We start from the raw sequence: 22,883 nt of genomic DNA on the forward strand, positions 1-22,883 counted from the left end.
ATTAATTATTAACAACAGCGCCTATCAACGTTGCCTGTGTACAATCCGTTATGCTGACCTGGACATAGTCTCCCTTTTTATAATGGCCCCCCGCCTTGGGGAAAACAACGACCTTGTTCTGACTGTTGCGGCCCCGCCAGTCCTCCGCGCTCTTCTTCGAATCCCCTTCGATCAGGACCCTGAACTCCTTGCCCAGATCCTTTTTATTGCTCTCCAGCGAAAGACGGCCCTGCAGTTTGACCACCTCGTCCAGCCTCCTCTTCTTTACGTCTTCGGGGACGTCGTCGGAATACCGGCGCGCAGCCAGAGTGCCCGGCCGTTCGCTGTAAAAGAACATATAGCTCATGTCATACTTCGCATATTCCATCATACTCAGTGTATCCTGGTGCTCTTCCTCCGTTTCCGTGCAAAATCCGGTAATGACATCCGTACTCATCCCACAGTCCGGCATCACCGAGAGGATCCTGTCCACCTTGGCCATATACCACTCGCGGGTATAGGTCCGGTTCATCAGCTGGAGGATCCGCGTACTCCCGCTCTGTACGGGCAGATGGATATACTTGCAGATATTCTCATACCGCGCCATCGTATACAGCACCTCGTCGGTGATATCCTTCGGATGTGAGGTGGAGAAACGCACCCGCAGGTCGGGATGAACCAGCGCCACCTTTTCCAGCAGCAGCGCAAAGGTGACGGCCTTGTCCGCCGCCTCGTCCATCCAGTAATAACTGTCCACATTCTGGCCCAGCAGCGTGACCTCCCGATACCCCTTGCTGAAGAGATCCGCGCACTCGCGGACGATGGAGTCCGCATCACGGCTCCGCTCACGCCCCCTGGTAAATGGAACCACACAGAAAGCGCACATATTATTACAGCCCCGCATGATGCTCACAAAAGCACTCACGCCATTGCTGTCCAGCCGAACAGGGGAAATATCCGCATACGTCTCGTCCCGGCTGAGAAGGACATTGACCGCCTTTTGCCCGGTCTCGGCCTCCTCGATCAACCCCGGGAGGGTCCGGTAGGCATCCGGGCCGACCACCATATCCACCAGCTTCTCTTCCTCCAAAAGCTTGCCCTTCAACCGCTCCGCCATACAGCCCAGCACCCCGATGAGCAGGCCCGGCCGGCTGTCCTTCACCTGCCTGAACAGCTGCAGCCTGTTGCGCACGGTCTGCTCGGCCTTCTCCCGGATCGAACAGGTATTCAGCAGGACCAGATCCGCCTCGGCATAGTTGCCGGTGGCGCCATAACCGTTATCGTTCAAAATAGAAGCGACGATCTCACTATCCGAAAAATTCATCGCACAACCATAGCTCTCGATATAGAACTTCTTCCTGTACTCCCTGCCCTCCATCACCTGCGGGGCATAGGCCTCCCCCTGCCGATTCTCATCATGTACCCCCGTGCTTTTGACTTCCACCATCTGTCTTTCTCAATTTAGACGGCAAAGATAAGTAGAAAACGAATTGGATGTGACAAGTTGGCAGCGCTCAACCGCCCGATCCCGCCCTAAGAGGAACTACATAAGGTGGATATCAAAATACTTAGGAGGGATGGTTTGGCCTGGAAATTGCATAACAGGGGGAAACCTGCGAGCCAAAACCTGACCTTTATGAAGAAAGGACACCTGTCAAAGTCCCTAATATCCTTATGTCTGGCCGTTCTTGCCTGTGGCAAGAGCAACAACGGGCCCTCGGTTCCCGTGACCCCGACGTCTGCCATCGCGGTTACCGCCAACGATTCCCTGTTAAACTACTCCATCAACGAGGTATACCTGCAGGACGTCAATACCACCCATACCACACTGATCTCTGCTCAATACCCCGATACATCATCCAAAAAAGGAAGCCTCGGTATCCGCCTTCTGGGCGACACGACGGGTCGGTTCAGCCGGGACAGCCTCCTGGTCACCTACACCGACGGCAAAGGGAATGTCTACTATAATACAAAAGATACCACCGGCTTTGTGCTGATCGACAAGTTTCCCAAGACCTACAACGGCGTGGTGAGCGGTAGTTTTTCTTTTGTAGTCAGCGGCAGCGCGGGCTCCGTAAAATTTGCCAACGGCAGCATCGTCGCCATCTATCAAAAATAATAACGGGCCGCCCCGTCGGCCCCTGCTATAATTCAATATACCATGAAGCACGAATTTCCGGGCAGTCCGGCAGGTCTTGAGCCATATACAGGAGACTGGGATACCCCGCACGTTGTCCACCTGCTGAAACGAACGCTTTTCGGCGCGACAGTACAGGACGTCAACCATTTCAAAAGCCTCTCCATGTCCGCCGCCGTCGACCAGCTGCTTCAGCCCACAGCCGCCCCGGCTACCAAACCACTCAATCACTACGGCGCCGACCCCACCGGCGTTGCACAGTGGTCGACCTGGGTCGGTACCGGCATCACCTACCAGGACCAGGAGATGAACCTCAACCGGGTCCGCTCCATGCAGGCCTGGTGGATCGGACAACTACTCGGCTCCGGCCGCAGCATCCACGAGAAAATGACGCTCTTCTGGCACAACCATTTTGCGCCAAACGCCCTCCCCAACCTGGGCATCCCCGCCGAACTCTGGTACAACCAGTATCTCACGCTTCGCAAATACGCACTCGGTAACTTCCCCCAACTGATGAAGGCCATCACGCTCGACCCCGCGATGCTGATCATGCTCAACGGCAGCTCCAATACAAAAACATCACCCAACGAGAACTTCGGCCGCGAGCTGCAGGAACTCTATTCCATCGGAAAGGGATCCGGCTCGTTCTACACCCAGAGCGACGTCGCAACGGCCGCACAGGTGCTGACGGGACATACACTCGACCTCAACTACAACTACCTCTTTCAGCCCGGAGACCACGACGATACCAACAAGAAATTCTCCGTCTTTTACAACAATACCATCGTCACCGGCTACTCCGGCGCCGCCGGGGCAGGTGAGCTCGACACGATGCTCTCGATGCTCTTCGCGACACAGGAATCCGCAAAATTTCTCTGCCGCAAACTCTATAATTTCTTTCTCTACTATAAGATCGACGATACGATCGAAGCCAACGTCATCACGCCGCTGGCGGACATTCTGCGGCAGAGCGGCTATAACATGACGACGACCCTGTCCACGCTTTTCAAAAGCCAGCACTTCTACGACCTCGTCAATTCAGGGGCCTGTATCATCAAAAGCCCCCTCGATATGCTCATCGGCCTGTGCCGGGAATTCCAAGTCACGATACCCACCGACGCAAAGGGACAATACGACGTCTGGACAATGCTCGCCGACAACGCCTCCGACCTGCAGCAGGAGATCCTCGCCATTCCGCTGGTGGCAGGGTGGGGGGCCTATCACCAGGCGCCCCAGTACCACGAGCTGTGGATCAACTCCGTCACCTATTCGGAGCGGAACTTTATCACCGACCTCCTGATAGGTACAGGAAATATGCGCAACGGTACTTCGCTCCGCATCGACGCGGTCGCCTTTGCCAATCTGCTGCCGGCGCCGCAGGACCCCAACCGGCTCGTGTCCGACGCGCTCGACATCCTGCTGCGGCCACCACTGTCGGACAGCTCGATCACGCTGCTGAAACAGTCGATCCTGCTCGGCGGAGGCACGACGGATATGTACTGGACCAACGCATGGCTCAACTATCTCGCCGCGCCCTCGGATATGGCCGCCTACGCAGCCGTCGATTCCAGACTGCGGTCACTGTTCAAATATTTCATGGACCTGCCCGAATATCATTTATCCTAATCATCGCCAACACAATATCCTTATGCGAAGAAGAGACTTTTTAAGGGCGGTAGCGCCGGTCACCATGCTCGGCGGCTTTAGGCTCGATGCCCTGTCCCGCCTGCCTTTCATGGGAATGATGCCGGGAGCCGTCGACAACAACCACGTCCTCGTACTCGTACAGCTCGTGGGCGGCAACGACAGCCTCAATACGGTGATCCCGCTCGAACACTTCGGCGACTACATGGGCGCCCGGTCCAATATCGCCATTCCGCAGGGAAAAGTGCTTCCCCTGGAAAAGAACCTCAAAAATGGCTTTCACCCGTCCCTCACCGGTCTGCAGGCCATGTACAATAACGACCAGCTGGCCGTCATCCAGTCCGTCGGCTATCCCGACGCCGACGGCTCGCATTTCCGCGCGACGGACGTGTGGCTCGAAGGCGCCGACGAAGACCAGCTGCTGACCACCGGCTGGGTCGGCAGATTCCTCTCCGATACCTACGCCAATTTCCCCGCGGGCTATCCCAACGCCGAAATGCCCGACCCGCTCGGGATCCAGATAGGATCCGTCATATCCCCCGTTTTTCAGGCGACGGTAGGAACCACCGCGATGGCCGTACCCTCGGATACCGAGTTTTACAATCTGATCAACGGCATCACCGAACCCGAGCCGGATACGCCCATGGGCAACGAACTCACCTATCTGCGGTCCGTCGCCCGGCAAACCAATAAATACGCGGCCAATATCACCGCCGCCGCCAAAAAAGTGACCCAGCAGCAGCCCTATCCCGATACCCAGCTGGCCGCACAGCTCAAGACCGTCGCCCGCCTGATAGCCGGGGGACTCAAGACCAGAGTATACTATGTCACCGCCAGCGGCTTCTTCGATACCCACGGCGGCCAGGTCAACCCGGGCGACCCCGCCACCGGCCAGCACGCGACCCTGCTAAAAGACCTTTCCGACTCCATTTCTGCTTTCACCAACGACTGTAAATTCCTTGGAATCAATAAACAAGTGCTCGGCATGACTTTTTCCGAGTTTGGACGCCGGATCGCCTCCAACGGCAGCTTCGGCACCGACCACGGAGCTGCCCAGGCGGTATTTGTCTTTGGCGACTATGCCCAGACAGGGGTCCTCGGCAACAATCCGGACCTCTCCGGCCTCAATTCCCAGAGCAATATCCCCATGCAGTACGATTTCCGTTCGGTCTATTCCTCCATCCTCCGGGACTGGTTCTGCATATCGGCGACCGACGTGTCGACAATGCTGTTCAAGGACTATCAATACCTGCCCTTCCTCAAGACCACAGCCTGCAACAATACCTATTCCGACCTGAATGGCCTCGGGGATAGCCTGATAACGAATAGCCCCAACCCGTTTACCAGCAGTACGAGAATCTCGTTTAAGACAGCCGGAGGACATACCCTCGTACAGATCTTCAACGCGCTGGGCAGGATCGTCCTCGTACCGGTAGACCAGGACTACACCGCGGGAACATGGTCGGTTACGGTGGACACCAGCCGTCTGGCCGCCGGAGTTTACTACGCCCGCTTTCAAAACCAGTCCGTTCAGCAGGTGAGAACCTTACTAAAAGTGCGGGGATAATATATGTACAGGCGTCTGATCCTATTTTTGATCCTTTTAGCGGCCGCGCTCTTTCGGCCCCAGACCGGCTTCGCACAGGGCAGGGGAGTGGACACCATCGCCTGGTCGTCTGCTTGCGTCAATTCGCAGATCGTTTTTTCGTCTCCGCTGCTCGATACATTTTTTGAACCCGACTATATCAAATGGCATTTCGGTGATCCCTCGTCCGGGTACAACGACAGCTCCGGAGGCAAAAAGCCCCTGCATATTTTCGCCAGCCCCGGTTCCTATCCCATCGAACTCGACGTCTGGTACCGGAACAGCGACACGATAAAGATCACGGCTACCATCGCCGTAGTGACACCCATGAATTTTAGCTTCGGCCCCGATATCTATGTCTGCGGCAAGGCGCCGGACACGCTGCTCCAGGGCCCTGTGATAGCGGGGGCAACCTATACCTGGAACGACGCCGACACGACCCATACGGACACGTTGCGCATTAAAAAATCGGGCGTCTATACCGTTGCGGTCAACGGATGCGGCGTGACCGACAGCATCGGCGTCTATGCGAGCGATACGCCGAAGATCGACCTCGGGAAAGACCATATCATGTGCGACAGCGCCAACCTGCAGCTCAACGCGGCATCGCAGAACGGCACCTATAGCTGGCTTTTGAACGGTACCTTGCTCCCCGAGACGAGCGGCCAGATCTTCACCCACGCGCCGGGAGGACGCTATGTCGCGGTCGTTACCGTGCCCGGCTGCGGCGTCTACCGCGATACGGTCTCTGTTACCTATGCCCAGCCACTGGCTCCTCCTTTCGGCATCGGCCCCGATACGCTGCTCTGCCCCAACCAGATCTACAAGTTAAACGCCGCCTTCCCCGGCGCCACGGCCTACGACTGGAGCACAGCGTCACGCGACAGCATGATCACGATAACGAACGCCGGCGAGTACTGGGTCTTCGTCACGTATCAGGGACGCTGCCAGGTAACGGATACCGTCGACGTCACCTATCGCAACGACCGCCCGCTGGCCTTCAACGACACGGCCATCTGCCAGGGCAGCACCCTCGTGCTGAACGCAGATTTTGGCCAGGGCACCTATAAATGGACCTCGGTCCCGCCGCAGCGCGACGACCAGAACCAGACGGGCCAGTCCACCTACTTCGTCTACCGGCCCGGTACCTACGCCGTCCTCGCGCAGGTGGGCCAGTGCGTATACACAGATACGCTCACGGTCAGCTTCGACGACAGCCTCAAGGTGCGGATGATAAAGGACACTACGCTCTGCTATGGCGAAGACTTCATGCTGACGGTACAGGGCAACGCCGACACCTATGCCTGGCAGGACAGCTCGCATGCCGCCACCTACCGCCCTACACAACCCGGCATCTATACCGTCGTCGCCACCAACGGCTGCGGCTCGGATACCCTGACGGCAACGGTCAACTTTTCCGCCTGCAGCTGCCAGCTGCTCCTGCCCAACGCGTTCACCCCGAATGGCGACGGACGCAACGATACCTTCCGGCCGCTGCACGCCTGCGAGATGACCAATTTCGAAATGCAGGTCTACGACCGGCTGGGCGAACTCGTATTCCGCAGCCTGAATCCCGACCAGGCCTGGGACGGCACCTACCACGGCCGAAAAGCTGGCGTCGGGGGCATTCGTATGGATGGTCAGCTATTTCAGTACGGAGACGAAACAACCTGTTTTTAAGAAGGGAACGGTAATGGTTATCCGCTAGGCGCCTTTACCCCAACATAAAAAGATGCCCGTCCGCAAGGACGGGCTCTTTGCATTTACCGGCTCCCCTGTCGGAATCGTTCTATTTTTCCCTGTCCCCCCGAAATAGCTTTGGGGCATGAAATGGAAATTGATCACCGCCGCCGGCCTGCTCTGCCTTATCGCCGCCCAGTCATTTGTTACCGGCCCAGGGACGACCGCCGACCTCACCCCCAACTACCGCCCCGGTTATCGGACCTGGCCATCTTCCGGGGCCGTTCCGCGGACCTCCAGCCAACAAAAGGCTTTGCCCGCTACCAGCTGCCAACAACCCTATTCACCGACTACGCGGAAAAACAAAGACTGGTAAAAGTCCCCACCGGCACCCGGATCGTCCTCACAGGCGACGGCCTGTCGCAGTTCCCCGACGGCACAATGCTGGTCAAAACATTCTTCTACTGGAACGACCGCCGCGATACCTCCCTCGGGCGACGCATCATCGAGACCAGGATCCTGCTCAGGTCCGGCGAAGACTGGCTGGCCGGCACTTACCTCTGGAACCCCGAACAGACCGAAGCGCTGCTGACGGCCTCGGGTCCCCGTATGGCCGTCAGCTGGATCGACGGCAACGGCCAATCCCGGAACATCAGATACCAGGTCCCTTCGGCCAGGCAGTGCGCGTCCTGCCACCGGTCCGGCAAAGAGATTGTTCCTATCGGCTTCAAAGCCCGAAACCTCAATATCGGCGTCACCCTGCCCGCCACCACTTCCGGCACCATTTCCCCCACCATTTCCCCCACCACTTCCGGCACCACATCTGGCACCACTTCCGGCACCCCCAACGCCGCCACCATCAACCAGCTCCGCCACCTCTACTCCCTCGGCATAATCGCCGCCATAGACCCCTCGTCGCTTTCCCGCCTCCCCGCATGGGACGACAACACCTATACACTCGAAAAACGCGCCCGCGCCTACCTCGAAATGAACTGCGCGCACTGCCACAACGCGGACGGCTTTTGCGCCCGTTCCAACTTCCGGCCGTCGTACGAAAACTCCTTAAACGAAACAAAGATCGCCGCTAAGAAAAAAAGATCCTCGATTTCATGCGATCCGGCAGGATGCCGCTGCTGGGAACAACCATCGTCCACGACGAAGGCCTGCAACTCCTCGAAGCATATTTTAAAACGATAAACAATGAAAAGTAAAAAAATGATCCTATTCCTGACAACCATCGTAATGGGCCTCGCCGCCGGCATCTTCTACTGCTGGTCGGTCTCGGTAACCCCGGGCCTGGCCCTGCTGCCCGACAAAGAATACATCACGGCCTTCCAGGCGCTGAACCGCGCGATCCTCAACCCCCTGTTCCTCCTCTGCTTCATGGGAATGGTATTTCTATTACCCCTAAGCGCTTTCATCAGCTACCACAAACCCCCGCCCGCCGCCTTCTGGCTCCTGATCACTGCGTCCCTCGTCTACATCGTCGGCGTAATGGGCGTAACCATGGCAGGCAATGTTCCCATGAACGAAGCGCTCGATAAATTCAACGCCGCCGCAGCCAGCCCCGCAGACCTTGCGGCCACGCGCACCAGCTTCGAAGCCCAATGGAATTTCCTGAACAATATCCGGACGCTGAGTTGTGTAATTTCCTTTGCAATGACGGTCGGCGCGGGAATGCTGCGGTAGCTGCTACCGATTCTCCAAAATAAAAAAGCAAGGACCATATCCTTGCTTTTCTAACGAGCGGAAGACGAGGTTCGAACCCGCGACCTACAGCTTGGGAAGCTGTCGCTCTACCAACTGAGCTACTTCCGCGTATCCGTAGAAAAAATTTCTCCGGATTGCAAATGTAAGGGCTGGGCACAACACCCGGAAATAATTTTCGATCTATCGGGCTGCTGACGATTTCAAATACCTTCCGCCGAGCCAGCTGTCTTTCACCGGGATCAACCACTTCGTCGCCAGTTCGTCTTTAGTCTGTACCGTATTGTTGAAATAGAGGGTGTCGGGGCCGATCAATCCATTCTCCAGCGCATAGTGCAGCTGGGACATCGGCACCATCTGAGTCTTGCCCTTTACCTGGAAGGCGAGGGTCAGCCGGTCGAATAGCTGGACCTGGAATTTTTGTTCAATTGCCTTGATCAGCCGGACACTGCTGTCGGTGCTGCACCCGCTGACGCCGGTCGCGTTCTCGTCGGCCATCAGGACGATGAACTGACCGTAGAACAGGTTGGCATATCCCTTTACCGGGGTGCCGTGCGATTTCCAGTCCGCGACAAATTCTTCAAGCATTTTTTCTATCTGAAGCGCCTCCGACAGGAAAAATAACCGGTGAGCCTGGTACACCCAGACCCGGGAATCGCCCGCAAATTCGGCGGGAAGAAGTTCTGTATGGTGTGAATTCATTGTTTCAAATTTTTACGCCCCTCGTCCATTTTCGCGGTTCACGTCGGTGGGGCGAACTGCAAAGTTAAACCATCGAGCCGGCAATTAGTTCTGCAATATCCATCACTTTAACACTCTCCTCTTTTTCAGCGTGTTTGACGCCGTCGGTCAGCATGGTATTGCAGAAGGGGCAGGCCGCCGCCACGATCGCCGCACCCGTATCCACGGCCTCGCCGGTTCGTTCAAAATTGACGCGGGTCGTGCCCTTCTCCTCTTCCTTGAACATCTGCGCCCCGCCGGCTCCGCAGCAGAGTCCCTTGCTGCGGCAGCGTTTCATTTCTACCAGCTCGGCGTCCAGCACCTCCAGCACCTTCCGGGGCGCTTCATATATATTATTGGCGCGGCCCAGATAGCAGCTGTCATGGTAAGTGATCCGCTTCCCTTTGAAGGGACCGCCTTCCTTCAGAACGATCCTGCCGCTATCGATCAGCTGCTGAAGGAGCACCGTGTGATGGATCACCTCATATTTTCCGCCCAGCTCGGCATACTCATTCGCCAAAATATTAAAACAATGGGGGCACGTGGTGACGATCTTCTTTATTCCATAATTGTTCAGCAGCTGGATATTCTGATAGGCCGTCATCTGGAACAGGAATTCGTTGCCGGCCCTGCGGGCGGGATCGCCCGTACACATCTCTTCTTTCCCTAATATGGCCCACCGGAGACCGACCTTATCCAGAATAGTGGCAAAGGCCTTCGTGATCTTCTGCGCCCGCTGATCGAAACTGCCGGAACAGCCAACCCAAAAGAGGATCTCAGGGCTTTCGCCCTTCGCCGCCAGTTCGGCCATAGTAGTCACCTGCATGAGGATTAATTTTTCGTAAATCTAAAGGAAATGAAGGAATTACGGTAACTTTAGTCGCTAAATGAGTTCAATATGACGGGCGACGACAGCATGTCACGGATAAAGAATTTTTGGTGCCATTTATCCGACGAGGAGTACAATGAGTTGAAGGTACAACACCAGGTCATCGACATTCCCAAGGGAGAGTACATCTACTTCGAGGCATATAATCACAATAAGGTTTATTTTGTAAAGGAAGGCACGATCAAGATCGGCTATATCGACGACGACGGCAACGAAAAGATCAAGGAGATCATCCAGAGCGGGGAGCTATTCGGCCAGTTCAGCCTCGAACGCAAAAACCTGCACGGAGAATTTGCCCAGGCCTACAAGCACGACGTCAGCATCTGCGCCTTCACCATCGAAGACTTCGAGAAGCTGCTCAAGAACCGCCCAGACCTGGCCCTCAAATACAGCAAACAGGTGGGAGCCAAGCTCCGCAATATCGAAAACCGCCTGGTCAACGTTCTCAACAAGGACGTCAAGACCCGCCTCATTCACTTCCTCTGGCAATTGGTAGAACAAAACCTCGGGGAGAACACCGCCGAAGGTTTTTGCATGCCCAACTACCTGACCCACGAAGACATCGCCAGCCTCATCGGCAGCAGCCGCCAGACGGTCACCACCATGATTAATGAACTCGAAACTGAAGGCATCCTTTCCTACAACCGCCAGGAAATATGCTTTCTCGATGTTAAAAAACTACAAAAGCTGGTGGCCGCCAACTCCTAGGCAACCGGAATTTCCGGTTAGTCGTTATTTTTAAGCATGTATATGAAGATCCTCCTCTCTCTGTTGCTGACCCAGATCTGGGTATCCGTCTCTTTTGCCCAGGAATACAAGCCCGTAGATGAAGGTTCGGCCGTCGCCTTCGAGATAAAGAACCTCGGCTTCAATACAAAAGGCTCATTCAAAGGACTGGACGGCAAGATCGTCTTCGACCCCAATGACCCTTCCAAATCCAGTTTTGACGTCACCATTGACGCAACCACCGTCAATACCGACAACGAGATGCGCGACAACCACCTGAAGAAGGAGTCGTACTTCGACGTCGAAAAATATCCGAAGATCCGTTTTGTCTCGACCGGCTGCAGCGGCCCCGACAAGAAAGGTCATTATACTGTTTCCGGGAAACTCACGATCAAGAACACGACAAAAGATCTGAATTTTTCCTTTATCGCCACGCGACTGGGTGACGACTATATCTTTAAGGGAGACTTCCGGATCAACCGGAAAGACTACGAGGTCGGAGGCTCCAGCACCATCTCGAACAACCTGAGCGTCTCACTCACCGTCCGAGCAAAAAAGGCGTGAACCGTGGCAACCCCGTGAACCATGTGAACCGCGCCCCCCGGCCGGGCGTGAACCGTGGCAACCCCGTGAACCATGTGAACCGCGCCCCCCGGCCGGGCGTGAACCGCGCCCCAACCCCCGGCCATGCGTGAACCGCGACCCACCGCCGGGCGTGAACCACCGCAACAGCGTCCCTTACCACGGCGTCTCCCCCTCATCACCAAAAAACTTCCCGCTAGGCCCGCTTCCATCCAACAGCGCGTACTTAACCACGGCAACCACCCCATCCTCCACACTTTTATGACCCCGGTGCTGGTTCAGATCCGTCGCCGTATACCCCGGGCTCACACTGTTTATCCTGAACGGAGTATCCCTGAACTCATACGCCAGCATCACCGTGAACGCATTCAGCGCCGTCTTCGACGAGCAATAAGCCGTCAGTTTCACGTCGGCGAACGGATAGTCCGCACTGGTCTGATTACCCAGCGATCCGAGATCGCTCGACACATTTACGATACACGGCTCCCCGGACTTTTTCAACAACGGAAGAAACGCCTGGGTCGTCTGTATCACGCCGAAAAAATTGGTGTCGAACACCCGCCGTATATTTTCCAGGGCTACCGCACTCGCATTTTGCGGCATCTGACCCGCAATCCCGGCATTGTTGATCAATACATCGAGCCTGTCGGTCTTCGACGACAGCTCGCGCGCCGCAGCCCCGACAGACTCCCTATCGGCCACATCGATCGATAGCAATTCGACCCTCGTCAAACCTTCGTTCTTCAGTTGCTGCACCGCGTTCCTGCCACGCTGTAAGTCCCTGCTGCCGAGAAAAACAAAATGCCCCAGCCTCAATAGCTGCCTGGCCGTTTCATAGCCGATACCTTTGTTGGCGCCTGTGATCAAAACCGTTTTCATGTCATTTATTATTTATGACACAAATCTAGGCGCACCCCTCCGCAAGGATTTTGCCATTTGGCAAAAAGACAAAACCGCTCAGAAATTTTTCGGATCCGGCTCAACGAGGACTGTGTAACGCCAAGATAAGAAGCCAGCGCAGACAACGGGATACGATTGACAAGGCCGGGATAGCGCTCCAGAAAGGTCTCATAACGCTGCTTGCCGTCGGAAGACAACAGGGCGCCTGCCTCAGTGACCTTGCGCATCATCGTAGAAAGCATAATGCGGGATATCGTCGGCTCCCAGTCCGGGATAGCCCCCGACAGCTCGATAAAATCGGCTCTTCCGATCACAAACAACTCACAGTCGGTCAGCGCCTGTATAAACGCCCTGCAGGGAATTTCATTGGTAAAACTATTGTAATCGACGATTAGCCGGTTCTCGTCAACAAAAGCACGCGTGAACTCTTCCCCTTCCTGGTCATAGGTGCAGACCCGGAAAATGCCGCTGGTAACGAACCCCACCTGTCTGGCGATTTTCCCGGCCTCGGAGAAATAACCGCCCTTAGATATAGTTTGGGACACAAATCTGCTCTTTATAGAGTCCAGCTCCTGAAGGTCAAAACGACCATTTTGCAACAGACAGCTAACGATTGCTTCCATCATCTTGAGCGCTTGAATGGGTTAGACCTCACTCGACCACTTATCGCGATCATCCGGGCTAAACTTCCACGGCGCGAAATTATTCTCGATATTGCTGAACAACCCCGTCCACTCGGCCGGGACATTACTATCCTCCATCACCAGCGCCCTTCTCATCTCCACGATGATCTCCAGCGGACTGATACTCACCGGACACTCCTCCACACAGGCATTGCAGGTCGTACAGGCCCGCAGCTCTTCCACCGAGATATAATCCAGCAGATTCTTCCCGTCGTCTTTAAAACTCCCGTTCTCATTGATATTCCTTCCCACCTCCTCCAGCCGGTCCCGCGTCGACATCATGATCTTGCGCGGCGACAACAGCTTACCCGTCAGATTCGCCGGGCAGGCCGCGCTGCACCGCCCGCACTCCGTACAGGAATAGGAATCCAGCAGGTTCCGCCACGAGAGGTCAAACACGTCCTTCGCCCCGAATTTCGGCACCACAGGCGCCTCCTCGCCGGCAGCCGGCGCAGGCGGCGCCAGCTCCGGCTGTACCGCATACAACACCTCCTGCTGGATCGCCGGCATATTCTTCAGCTTACCCTCGGGCTGCAGCCGCGCATAATACGCATTCGGAAACGCAAAAATGATATGCAGGTGCTTGGAAAATGGCAGGTAGTTGAGAAAAGCGAAGATCCCGATGATATGCAGCCACCAGCAGGTCCGCTCCAGTCCCACCAACGCCGGGCTGCTGAATCCGCTCAGCAGAGGGTGCAGGGCCCGCGATACCAGAAAATCCCCGGTCATAGCCGAACCATAATGGCCATAGTGACGGGCCTGTAATACGGTATCCGCACCATTCATGGTCAAAAACAGCAGCATCAGGATGATCTCGGTGATCAGGATATAATTGGCGTCGCTCCGCGGCCACCCGTCCAGGTCATGACTGAGAAAACGCCGCAGCCGCAACATATTCCTCCGGACCAAAAAAATGACACAGGCCGCCAGCACGCCCAGCGCCAGCACCTCGAAACCATCGATCAATAACAGATACAGAGGGGTACTCAGCCGGGAAAACAATCTATGCGTGCCCAATATCCCGTCGAGGGCGATCTCCAGCACCTCTATATTAATAATGACAAAGCCGACATAAATGACCAGATGGATCACCGCCACCAATGGGTTACGGAACATCTTTTTCTGCCCGAAAGCCAGCAGCAGCATATTCTTCCAGCGCAAACCACGGTTATCCGAAAGATCTTCATCACGTCCCAGCAGGATATTGCGCCTTATCTGGCCGACCCTTTTGGCGAAAAGGACAATTGCCGTAATGGCGATCAGGGCAAAAAGGATCTGCTGAAGAGCATCCATAGAAAATTAATTATAGCGTCTAAGATAAGTGATTTGCCGTTATGGTGTAATTTGTGCGCCCCGGCAGGAGAGATGCCGGACGGAACCCGGCACAATTATGAAGAATTATATCTTAACTCAGGAGGTCGCAGAAAAAAGCTGCGCCGAATGGCCTACGAAATACTGGAAAACAACTCCGGCGAGAACCAACTCATACTGGCCGGCATCCGCGACAACGGCACCATCATCGCCCGGACCATCCAGCGCATCCTGAAAGAGATCGCCGGCCCCCTGTCTACCCGCCTGATCTCCATCTCCCTGGACAAGCGCAACCCGGGCCCCGTCACCCTCAGCGAGACCCTCCCGTTCGACGACCAGGTCGTGATCGTCATCGACGACGTAGCCATGAGCGGGAAGACCCTTCTCTACGCCATGAAGCCATTTCTTGACTTCCATCCCCGCAAGATCGAATCCCTCGTCCTCGTCGAAAGGACCCACAAAACCTTCCCCGTACAACCCGACTATACCGGCCTTTCCCTGTCTACCACCTTGCAGGAGCACATTTATGTCGAGGTGGATGGCGACCTGGTGAAGGGCGCCTGGCTGGAATAGAGGCTTTTCCTGCGGTTTTCTATCCACATTCGTGGATAAACGGTGGCTAAAAAAACGAGGCGATTTAACGGGTTTTTAAGGGCAAAAACGGTAAATTTGCCATCCCCCAGAGTGGGGGTGTTTCGCCCATGGCGCGCTAAAAAAGCCAGCGGCGCCAAAATAAAGACTATGGAAGATAACAGCACTCCACTGGAAACGCAAGACAACAATCGCATCGTCCCGGTAAATATTGAAGAACAAATGAAGACGGCCTACATCGACTATTCGATGTCCGTCATCGTCGGCCGCGCATTGCCCGACGTCCGCGATGGCCTGAAGCCGGTGCACCGCCGTATCCTCCACGGGATGAACGAGCTAGGTAATAACAGCAACAAACCCCATAAAAAGGCTGCCCGTATCGTCGGGGAAGTAATGGGTAAATACCACCCCCACGGCGACAGCGCCATCTTCGACGCAATGGTCCGTATGGCCCAGGAATGGAGCATGCGCTATCTCCTCGTCGACGGCCAGGGTAACTTCGGCAACCGAGGACGGCGACGGCCCCGCAGCCATGCGTTATGTGGAAGCCCGCCTCCACCGGCAGGCCGAGTACATGCTGGAAGATATCGAGAAGGAAACGGTCGATTTCCAGCCCAACTTCGACGACTCGCTCGAAGAGCCTACGGTCCTGCCTACCCGCCTTCCCCAACTGCTCATGAACGGCTCCAGCGGCATCGCCGTCGGTATGGCCACCAACATGATGCCCCACAATCTTTCAGAGATCGTGGACGGCTGCTTCGCCTATATCGACAACCACGAGATCACCATCGAAGGCCTGATGGAACATATCAAAGCCCCCGACTTCCCAACCGGCGGTATTATATATGGTATGGAAGGAGTCAAGGCCGCCATGCACTTCGGCCGCGGGCGCGTCGTCCTCCGCGCCAGACTGCAGGTCGAAACCAAGGCCAGCGGCCGTGAGACGATCATCGTCACGGAAGTGCCCTACCAGGTGAACCGCGACGCCCTTTGCGACCGCATCGGCCAGCTGGTCAACGAAAAGGTCATCGAAGGCATCGCCCATATCAACAACGAATCGAACAAGAGAGAAGGCACCCGTATCGTCATCGACCTCAAAAGGGACGCGGTGGCCAATATCGTCATCAACCAGCTGTACAAGCATACGGAGCTGCAAACCTCCTACGGGATCAACAACGTAGCCATCGTCAGGGGCAGGCCGAAAACGCTCAACCTGCGGGATATGATCGTCGAGTTCATCGACTTCCGCATGGAAGTGGTTACCCGCAGGACGAAATTCGAACTGAAAGAGGCCGAAAAGAAAGCCCATATCCTCCAGGGGCTACCTGATCGCGCTCGACCACCTCGACGAGGTCATCGCCCTTATCCGCGCCTCCGCCACCCCCGAGATCGCCCGCGAAGGACTGATCAACGCCGGCTGGGGTCTCGACGAGATCGAGGCAAGAGCCATCCTCGACATGCGCCTGCAGCGACTGACGGGTCTCGAACGCGACAAGATCCGCGCGGAATACGACGACCTGATGAAACTGATCACCCACCTGAAAGAACTGCTCGCCGACGAAGGCAAACGCTTCGACGTCATCCGCACCGAACTTCAGGAAGTAAAAGATAAATTTGGCGACGAACGCAAGACCGAGATCACCTATCTCGACAACGAAGTCAGCATCAAGGACCTCATCCGTGAAGAAGACGTCGTCATCACGATCTCTCACCTCGGGTATATCAAGCGGACCTCCGCCACCGAATACCGCCAGCAGCGCCGCGGCGGACGCGGAGCCATCGGCGGACGCACCCGCGAAGAAGACTATATCGACCACCTCTTCGTAGCCTCCACCCACCATACCATGCTCTTCTTTACGGAAAAGGGCAGGTGCTACTGGCTCAACGTCTACGAGATCCCGGAAGGGGAGAAGAACGGCAAGGGCCGGGCCATCCAGAACCTCATCCAGATCCCACCCGACGACAAGGTTCGCGCCATCGTCGACGTACAGGACCTGAAAGACGAAGCCTTCGTCAATAATCATTATATCGTACTTTGCACCACGCAGGAGATCATCAAAAAGACCTCCCTCGAAGAGTTCAGCCGCCCACGCCAGACCGGGGTCAACGCCATCACGATCGTCGAAGGCGACCAGCTCCTGGAAGCCCGCCTGACCGACGGCAACTCCGAGATCCTGCTGGCCGTCAAGAGCGGCAGGGCCATCCGCTTCGAAGAAAAAGTCCGCCCCACCGGCAGAGGCGCCATCGGCGTAGCCGGCATCGAAGTGGACGACAAAGGCGACGAAGTGATTGGCATGATCTGTGTCAATAAGGAAGACAAGACCCGCACCGTCCTGGTCGTCAGCGACAAAGGATATGGCAAGCGGACACCCATCGACGAATACCGGATCACCAATCGCGGAGGAAAAGGCGTAAAAACGATCAGTGTCACGGAGAAAACCGGTAAATTAGTGGGCATTCTCGACGTCACCGAGTCCGAAGACCTCATGATTACTAACAAGAGTGGCGTTACCATCCGTATGTCTATTGCCGGTATCAGCGAACAGGGTCGTGCAACCCAGGGGTTAAACTGATCCGCCTGGACGAAAACGACGAGATCGCCGCCATCACCAAACTCGACAAGCTGGAAGAAGAGGTCAACGCAGCAATTACCGATACAGCTGAAGAAGGCTCAGGCCCCGCGATCGATCTGCCGGATACCGACCAGTCACCCGACGAAACGTCGGCCGACGACCGAGGACCCGGCATCGGCAGCTGGCCCGGATATTGCTCCGGCAGAGTAACGATCCAAAATAACGGCAGGTGACCACTACGCGAATTAATATCCGGTTAATTGGGGATTTTGGCCCGTTGTTTGTGGCAAGACGCTGCTATTCAGCAATTTGAAATTGTATCTTTATAATAAATAATCAAAAAATGAGAAGACTCCTTCTAACTGGTTTCCTTGCCGCCGCTGGTATGGGCTTGTTCGCGCAAAACGTCGACAAGGCAAAAGACCTACTGAAGTCCAACAAGCTGCCCGACGCAAAGACTGAGATCGACAAGGTACTCGCGACTGACAAAGGTCAAAAGAACCCCGAAGCATGGTATACCAAACTGAAGGTGTACAATGCGCTCGCCGCGAACGACCAGACCAGGGCACAGTATCCCGACGCCCGCGACCAGGCCTTCGAAGCGCTGAAGAAATACACGGAGATCGACGACAAGAAGCTGTTACTTCTCCAGATGGATGGATACAAACCCGTCAACGAGATCTACCAGGGCTATTTCCAGATCGGCGCCAACGACTACAACGGCGGCAAATACGACGACGCCCTAAAGAATTTCAGCGGCGCACTCGCAGCCAGCTCCTTCATGAACTCCAAAGGCTGGACCAACCTCAAGATCGATACCACCTCGACCCTCTACGCCGGTATCTCCGCGGAGAAGGCAGGCAAAAAGGACTCTGCCGCCATTTATTATGGTAAGCTGGCCGACGCCAAAATCGCCAATATCAACGGTTCCAACATGATCGACATCTACAAATGGCTTGTCGATTACTACAACACCAAAAAGGATAAGGCCAATACCCAGAAATTCCTGAACCTCGCGAAAGAACAGTATCCCGAAGACCTGTTCTGGCCGAGCACCGAGCTGGATATCATCCGCGAAGAAGGCAACAAGGATTCCCTGTTCGCCAAATACGAGGAGATCGTAGCGAAATTCCCCAAGAATCACCTCTTCGCCTTTAACTACGGTCTCGAGCTGTACCAGTACGCTTCCGATACCACCAAGGGCCCCCGCCCGGCCAACTTTGAGGCTAAGACGGCAAGGGCACAGGAGATGCTGAAGAAATGTCTCGAGATCCAGCCCGACTACCCGCAGGCCGCCCTCGTCCTCGGACAGATCTCCTACAACCAGGGAGTAGACCTCCAGGGCCAGACCAAAAAGATCCCCGGCAAAGGCCCCGAAGACGTCAAGAAAAGGGCTGACCTCCGCATCGCCGCCACCAAGAAATTCGACGAAGCGATCCCGTACTTCGAAATGGTCGACAAGGACACGGGCGCCAAAGGCAAGCTGAAGATGGACGAAAAAAGCGCCCTCAAAGACGCCTACGACCTCCTGATCACCATCTACGAACAAAAGAGCGCCGGAAAAGAAAAGGTCGATTTCTATACCAACAAGTTCAACAACGTCGACAAGGACCACTAGTCGCACGCATCATACTAAAAGAAAAAGCCCCGGCACAAACCGGGGCTTTTTTATTGTCGGAAGACCAGCTTATCAGTTTGCGGCCGGCCTTGCCTGAACACGCTTATAGCAAATGACGGTATATCCGTTTTGCGTAGCCGGGGTCCATCTCGGACCATCCTTCCTCTCCGCCGGGAAATTCAGGCGCATGCTCGGCCTTCGTAAAAGTCCTGCTGATACTCCTGATCGCTTCGCGGAACCGCTTGTCAAGCGTCGGTTCATAGATCTCCATATCCCACTCCTCGGGGCTGTATACAAGCGAAGTCCCATTTTTGAGTGTTACGGTAATATGATTGTTTTGCCAGGAAGGCGCGATTGAATCGATATCCGCAGCCAGTAGGGTATGCAACGGCGGCAGGCTGTCCTGCCCCGTGGACTGCGCACACGTGGTCAACGCAATCCCGGCAACGAACGAAAAGGCCAAAAACGATCGTATTATCATGGTCTAAGGTTTTATAACACCGTAACCCCCATCTGATCCAGCTGCCTGTAAATAGCCGTCCTCAACTCGCCGGTAGTATACGGCGTCTTCGTGATATCATCGATCCAGAAATAGACCTGCAGCTCCTGCGTCTTCGAGTTGATCGTATTTAGTATGATCTGCGGCTCGCGCACCTTCAGCACATTGGGATGCTTCCGGACGATATCCTTGATGGGGTCCTCCTTGATGATCTCCGGATTCACCGGTTTCTCTATGTTAAAGGTGATGGCCAGCCGGACATGGCTGTTGCTCAGCGTCCAGTTGACGATGCGGCTCGATAAGACGTCCCCGTTGGGAATGATCACCTCCGCACCCTCGTCCGTCAGCAGCGTGCTGGTCCGGATACTGATCTCCTTTACACGCCCCTTTTTGTCGCCGAGCTCTACGGTGTCACCGATTCGCACCGGCCTGTCGAAGATCAGAATAATACCGCTCACAAAATTATTGACGATATTCTGTAGACCCAGACCGACACCCACACCCAGAGCTCCCAGGATCACCGTTATCCGGTCTACAGAAAGCCCGCTCGCCGCCACCGCCAGCAGAAACCCGCCGATCAGCAGCACCAGCCGGGTGACCAGCAGCCGCGAACGCTGCCCCCGGTCGTCCAGCGACGCATCATCACCGGTATCCCCGAAGAAATAAGCGATATATTTCTGCAGAAAATTGGCCAGCCAGATGATACCCAGGAAAAGCACCAGCCCGCCCAGCGTAAAGGAAAAATTCCCGACCGACCGGTCCGAAGTGAACACGTCCACCAGCAGGTCGTTCATCGCATCGAACAGGTCCAGATTGGTCATCAGCACGATGAACCAAAGGACGATGCCGACCGTGATGACCATTCGGGATATATTCTTCGAGATGCCCGTAAGGTCGAAGTTCTCCGGATACTTCTTCCGGATCCGGCTGCTCTGTATCTGTAACAGAAAGGCCTCAACAACGCTGCGCACGAACACGGCGAGCGAAGCCGTCTCGGCAAAAGAATATACAGCCGTCGACGCGCATATCTGCGACAGCGTGACCCTGCCGAACAGATTGAAGACCACAGCCACGAAATTGAAGAACAAATAGAGCCCGATTGCAAACTGGAACAGCCGCGGCTGGTCCCTGATCTTTCGCTTCCCAAAAAGGAAGAAACACGCAAATACACACGACGCACTGTCGATGATAAAGGTCGCCCACCGCTCCATACTCAGCGGCATCCCCAGCAGACGAACCAGCGGCAACAACAGGAATAGCAGCAGGAATATACACCAGCCATAAAAAAGATTACGCGGCAGCGACTTCCAAAAGACAAAGGTCAGCACGACCATCAGCAGAAATTCCACCGACTCGATATAGATAGCCGGCGCATGCAGGTCGGCCAGCGGCGCCAGCGTCAGCAGAAAGACCAGCGAGGCAGCAATAGGGTAGGGGTTGATATGACGGAAATGGAAATGCTCGATCGCACTCAGCTTGTCCATCCGGCGCAGCGTCCGGAAATTCCACCATATCCAGAAGAAGAACACAGCGCCTGCCAGCAGCAGCCAGGACCGCCTGCTGCGCGTATTGGAAAAATAGAACCTCGCCAGCTGGCGTTCGCTATCCAGCGACTTCTGCATATTCGCCCTTGTGAAATTTCTGGCCCCCTGCGACCGCGGCTCCCAGAGATAACGCCGCTCCTTGCCAAAGGCGCGCGTGCCCACAGCCGCCAGCTCCTGGTCGACACGGTTGAGCAGGTCCACGATCGCGATGGTATGCGCCGAAGCCTCTGATTTGAGGGAATTGATCTGCTGGCCGTTGAGGGTCACCAGACTGTCCGCCTGCCTCCATTTCGCTTTCAGAGCCTGCAGCTGCACCTTGAAGGTATCGCTGAGCGCCGAGTCCCGCAGGATATGCAGCATCAGCGAGTCCTTTTTCAGCTTTTCGATACTGGCCCGGACCCCGTCCAGCATCGAGTCATACCGGTTGAGGTATTTGGAATAACCCCTGACGCTCTGGTTGAGCGCGTCCAACAGCATATTGAACATCTGAAGGTTCTGCACATGGAAGGTCCGGTCACTCTGCGACATCCTGTCTTTCAGAATGGTCAGCGCCGAGTCCTCATCGTCCAGCTTGTCGTCGATCTCGTCGAGATGGGTGAACGACTCCGTTACCAGCGGCACCTTATTCAACAGCTGGTAGACATTTTCGATATCTTCCGCATAGTCGCTCGAAGTAGGAACGGTGATATTCGTAAACAGCGTGGAATCGAATTTCCGGCGGACATGCTTGTAGTTCTCCCGGTAATAGTCCGTGGTCTTCTTTCGGGTAATCTTGCCTGTCTTAATGGTGTCTTTTGCGGCAGTTTTTGTGCTGTCCTGGGCATTAGCCAAAAAACACAGAAAAGACACGCAAGGAGGATTTGGAAACGCTTCATATATTATAATATGCTGGGCAAAGCTAAGGCTAAAACATGACATCGACGTTGTCCGGTCTCCGGCGATAACGCAGGGCGTCAATGATATACAGACAGCCCATCGTCACGCCAAAGGCTCCGATCAGTATCGTGATACTGCTGGCCCGCGCAAAAGGACTAAAAAGCAAAAGACTGCCAAAAAGGGTGGAAAGAAGCCCCGCCGCCATGATAAACCCCCGGCCCAGGATCAGCTTTCTGAGCGCGATAGCGGCCAGTATCTTGAGTATGCCGACCATCAGCATCCAGCTGCCGATAAAATAGGGGAGGGCAATAAAAGCCAGAAGGGGATTGAAGACGAAAAGCAGCCCGAAGAAAAGGTGAAAAGCACTTTCTACCTGCAGCCACTTGCTCTCCCTCGAAGGAACGGGCCGCAGAATGACCATGGCCAGCAACAGACCGCCATTCAGCAAAAGGCCGATGCCCGCAAACTTCGTAAGCTTAACATAGCCGCTCAGCGGATTGATAAAAGCAAGGATCCCGATGCCGACGAAGATGCCCCCGCGATCAGGAGCAGCCCCCAGCTGGTAAATTTTGAGGTGGTTACAGGCATTGGGCGACAATATAGCAAATCGGGACAAAAAATTGTCGAAAAGTAATTTTT

Annotated in this window: 20 protein-coding genes, 1 tRNA gene and 1 pseudogene; 12 read left to right on the forward strand and 10 right to left on the reverse strand. The window is 55.4% G+C overall.

The features are described 5' to 3' along the window. Nucleotide 1 precedes the first annotated feature (1 nt). A complete protein-coding gene (gene miaB / locus ACQ86N_RS17090; RefSeq protein ID WP_431216196.1) occupies nt 2-1,426 on the reverse strand; it encodes a tRNA (N6-isopentenyl adenosine(37)-C2)-methylthiotransferase MiaB in 1,425 nt (474 codons plus the stop codon). Nucleotides 1,427-1,615: 189 nt separating this feature from the next. On the opposite strand from miaB, the gene ACQ86N_RS17095 reads away from it, so the two are divergent. The 6 genes from ACQ86N_RS17095 (at nt 1,616) to ACQ86N_RS17120 (ending at nt 8,714) form a co-directional block, all read left to right on the forward strand. Continuing rightward, nucleotides 1,616-2,098, forward strand: a complete 483-nt coding sequence (locus ACQ86N_RS17095) for a hypothetical protein (protein WP_431216197.1) — start codon at nt 1,616-1,618, stop codon at nt 2,096-2,098. A gap of 42 nt (nt 2,099-2,140) precedes the next feature. Then, nucleotides 2,141-3,742: a DUF1800 domain-containing protein gene (locus ACQ86N_RS17100; RefSeq protein ID WP_431216198.1), complete on the forward strand. Its 1,602-nt coding sequence runs from the start codon at nt 2,141-2,143 to the stop codon at nt 3,740-3,742. A 22-nt stretch (nt 3,743-3,764) separates the two neighbouring features. Beyond that, complete coding sequence (locus ACQ86N_RS17105; protein ID WP_431216199.1) at nt 3,765-5,327, forward strand: DUF1501 domain-containing protein; 1,563 nt, start codon at nt 3,765-3,767, stop codon at nt 5,325-5,327. 3 nt (nt 5,328-5,330) lie between these two features. Continuing rightward, nucleotides 5,331-7,025 (forward strand): gliding motility-associated C-terminal domain-containing protein, encoded by a 1,695-nt coding sequence (locus ACQ86N_RS17110; RefSeq protein ID WP_431216200.1) that lies wholly within the window; start codon nt 5,331-5,333, stop codon nt 7,023-7,025. 150 nt (nt 7,026-7,175) lie between these two features. Further along, on the forward strand, nt 7,176-8,222 hold the full coding sequence (locus tag ACQ86N_RS17115; RefSeq protein WP_431216201.1) for a hypothetical protein: 1,047 nt from the start codon (nt 7,176-7,178) through the stop codon (nt 8,220-8,222). 3 nt (nt 8,223-8,225) lie between these two features. Further along, complete coding sequence (locus ACQ86N_RS17120) at nt 8,226-8,714, forward strand: DUF1772 domain-containing protein (RefSeq protein WP_431216202.1); 489 nt, start codon at nt 8,226-8,228, stop codon at nt 8,712-8,714. 56 nt (nt 8,715-8,770) lie between these two features. On the opposite strand, the gene ACQ86N_RS17125 is transcribed toward ACQ86N_RS17120, so the two are convergent. The 3 genes from ACQ86N_RS17125 to ACQ86N_RS17135 form a co-directional block, all read right to left on the reverse strand. Continuing rightward, nucleotides 8,771-8,843 (reverse strand) — tRNA-Gly (locus ACQ86N_RS17125). 72 nt (nt 8,844-8,915) lie between these two features. Further along, the gene (locus tag ACQ86N_RS17130) at nt 8,916-9,434 is read right to left on the reverse strand and encodes a hypothetical protein (RefSeq protein WP_431216203.1); all 519 of its coding nucleotides are present in this window, start codon (nt 9,432-9,434) and stop codon (nt 8,916-8,918) included. A 64-nt stretch (nt 9,435-9,498) separates the two neighbouring features. Further along, nucleotides 9,499-10,278 (reverse strand): (Fe-S)-binding protein, encoded by a 780-nt coding sequence (locus ACQ86N_RS17135; RefSeq protein WP_431216204.1) that lies wholly within the window; start codon nt 10,276-10,278, stop codon nt 9,499-9,501. 72 nt (nt 10,279-10,350) lie between these two features. Between ACQ86N_RS17135 and ACQ86N_RS17140 the strand changes: the two genes are divergently transcribed. Further along, the gene (locus tag ACQ86N_RS17140) at nt 10,351-11,049 is read left to right on the forward strand and encodes a Crp/Fnr family transcriptional regulator (protein ID WP_431216205.1); all 699 of its coding nucleotides are present in this window, start codon (nt 10,351-10,353) and stop codon (nt 11,047-11,049) included. A gap of 42 nt (nt 11,050-11,091) precedes the next feature. Continuing rightward, nucleotides 11,092-11,631 (forward strand): YceI family protein, encoded by a 540-nt coding sequence (locus ACQ86N_RS17145; protein ID WP_431216206.1) that lies wholly within the window; start codon nt 11,092-11,094, stop codon nt 11,629-11,631. A 174-nt stretch (nt 11,632-11,805) separates the two neighbouring features. Here ACQ86N_RS17145 and ACQ86N_RS17150 read toward each other — a convergent pair whose 3' ends face one another. The 3 genes from ACQ86N_RS17150 to ACQ86N_RS17160 are packed head-to-tail and all read right to left on the reverse strand — an operon-like array spanning nt 11,806 to nt 14,525. Further along, nucleotides 11,806-12,528 (reverse strand): SDR family oxidoreductase, encoded by a 723-nt coding sequence (locus ACQ86N_RS17150; protein ID WP_431216207.1) that lies wholly within the window; start codon nt 12,526-12,528, stop codon nt 11,806-11,808. An 8-nt stretch (nt 12,529-12,536) separates the two neighbouring features. Next, the gene (locus tag ACQ86N_RS17155; RefSeq protein ID WP_431216208.1) at nt 12,537-13,175 is read right to left on the reverse strand and encodes a Crp/Fnr family transcriptional regulator; all 639 of its coding nucleotides are present in this window, start codon (nt 13,173-13,175) and stop codon (nt 12,537-12,539) included. 18 nt (nt 13,176-13,193) lie between these two features. Continuing rightward, nucleotides 13,194-14,525, reverse strand: coding sequence for a 4Fe-4S dicluster domain-containing protein (locus ACQ86N_RS17160; protein ID WP_431216209.1), 1,332 nt, complete (start codon nt 14,523-14,525; stop codon nt 13,194-13,196). A gap of 147 nt (nt 14,526-14,672) precedes the next feature. On the opposite strand from ACQ86N_RS17160, the gene ACQ86N_RS17165 reads away from it, so the two are divergent. The 4 genes and pseudogenes from ACQ86N_RS17165 to ACQ86N_RS17180 all read left to right on the forward strand — a co-directional run bounded on the left by ACQ86N_RS17165 (nt 14,673) and on the right by ACQ86N_RS17180 (nt 19,325). Then, complete coding sequence (locus ACQ86N_RS17165; RefSeq protein WP_431216210.1) at nt 14,673-15,116, forward strand: phosphoribosyltransferase family protein; 444 nt, start codon at nt 14,673-14,675, stop codon at nt 15,114-15,116. 345 nt (nt 15,117-15,461) lie between these two features. Then, a pseudogene (locus ACQ86N_RS17170) lies at nt 15,462-16,389 on the forward strand (DNA gyrase subunit A); the annotation flags it as partial. A 109-nt stretch (nt 16,390-16,498) separates the two neighbouring features. Then, a complete protein-coding gene (locus ACQ86N_RS17175) occupies nt 16,499-17,707 on the forward strand; it encodes a DNA gyrase C-terminal beta-propeller domain-containing protein (protein ID WP_431217449.1) in 1,209 nt (402 codons plus the stop codon). A 343-nt stretch (nt 17,708-18,050) separates the two neighbouring features. Next, nucleotides 18,051-19,325: a hypothetical protein gene (locus ACQ86N_RS17180; RefSeq protein ID WP_431216211.1), complete on the forward strand. Its 1,275-nt coding sequence runs from the start codon at nt 18,051-18,053 to the stop codon at nt 19,323-19,325. Between the two features lie 103 nt (nt 19,326-19,428). On the opposite strand, the gene ACQ86N_RS17185 is transcribed toward ACQ86N_RS17180, so the two are convergent. From ACQ86N_RS17185 to ACQ86N_RS17195, 3 genes are read right to left on the reverse strand one after another with little or no spacing between them, the layout of a single operon-like run. Then, entirely contained in the window at nt 19,429-19,806 is a 378-nt protein-coding gene (locus tag ACQ86N_RS17185; RefSeq protein ID WP_431216212.1) for a hypothetical protein, read from the reverse strand. A gap of 11 nt (nt 19,807-19,817) precedes the next feature. After that, entirely contained in the window at nt 19,818-22,217 is a 2,400-nt protein-coding gene (locus ACQ86N_RS17190; RefSeq protein WP_431216213.1) for a mechanosensitive ion channel family protein, read from the reverse strand. Between the two features lie 55 nt (nt 22,218-22,272). Beyond that, a complete protein-coding gene (locus ACQ86N_RS17195) occupies nt 22,273-22,860 on the reverse strand; it encodes an HdeD family acid-resistance protein (RefSeq protein WP_431216214.1) in 588 nt (195 codons plus the stop codon). Nucleotides 22,861-22,883 lie beyond the last annotated feature (23 nt).

This window comes from Puia sp. P3 (assembly GCF_050632245.1).
In the GTDB taxonomy this organism is placed as follows: Bacteria; Bacteroidota; Bacteroidia; order Chitinophagales; family Chitinophagaceae; genus Puia.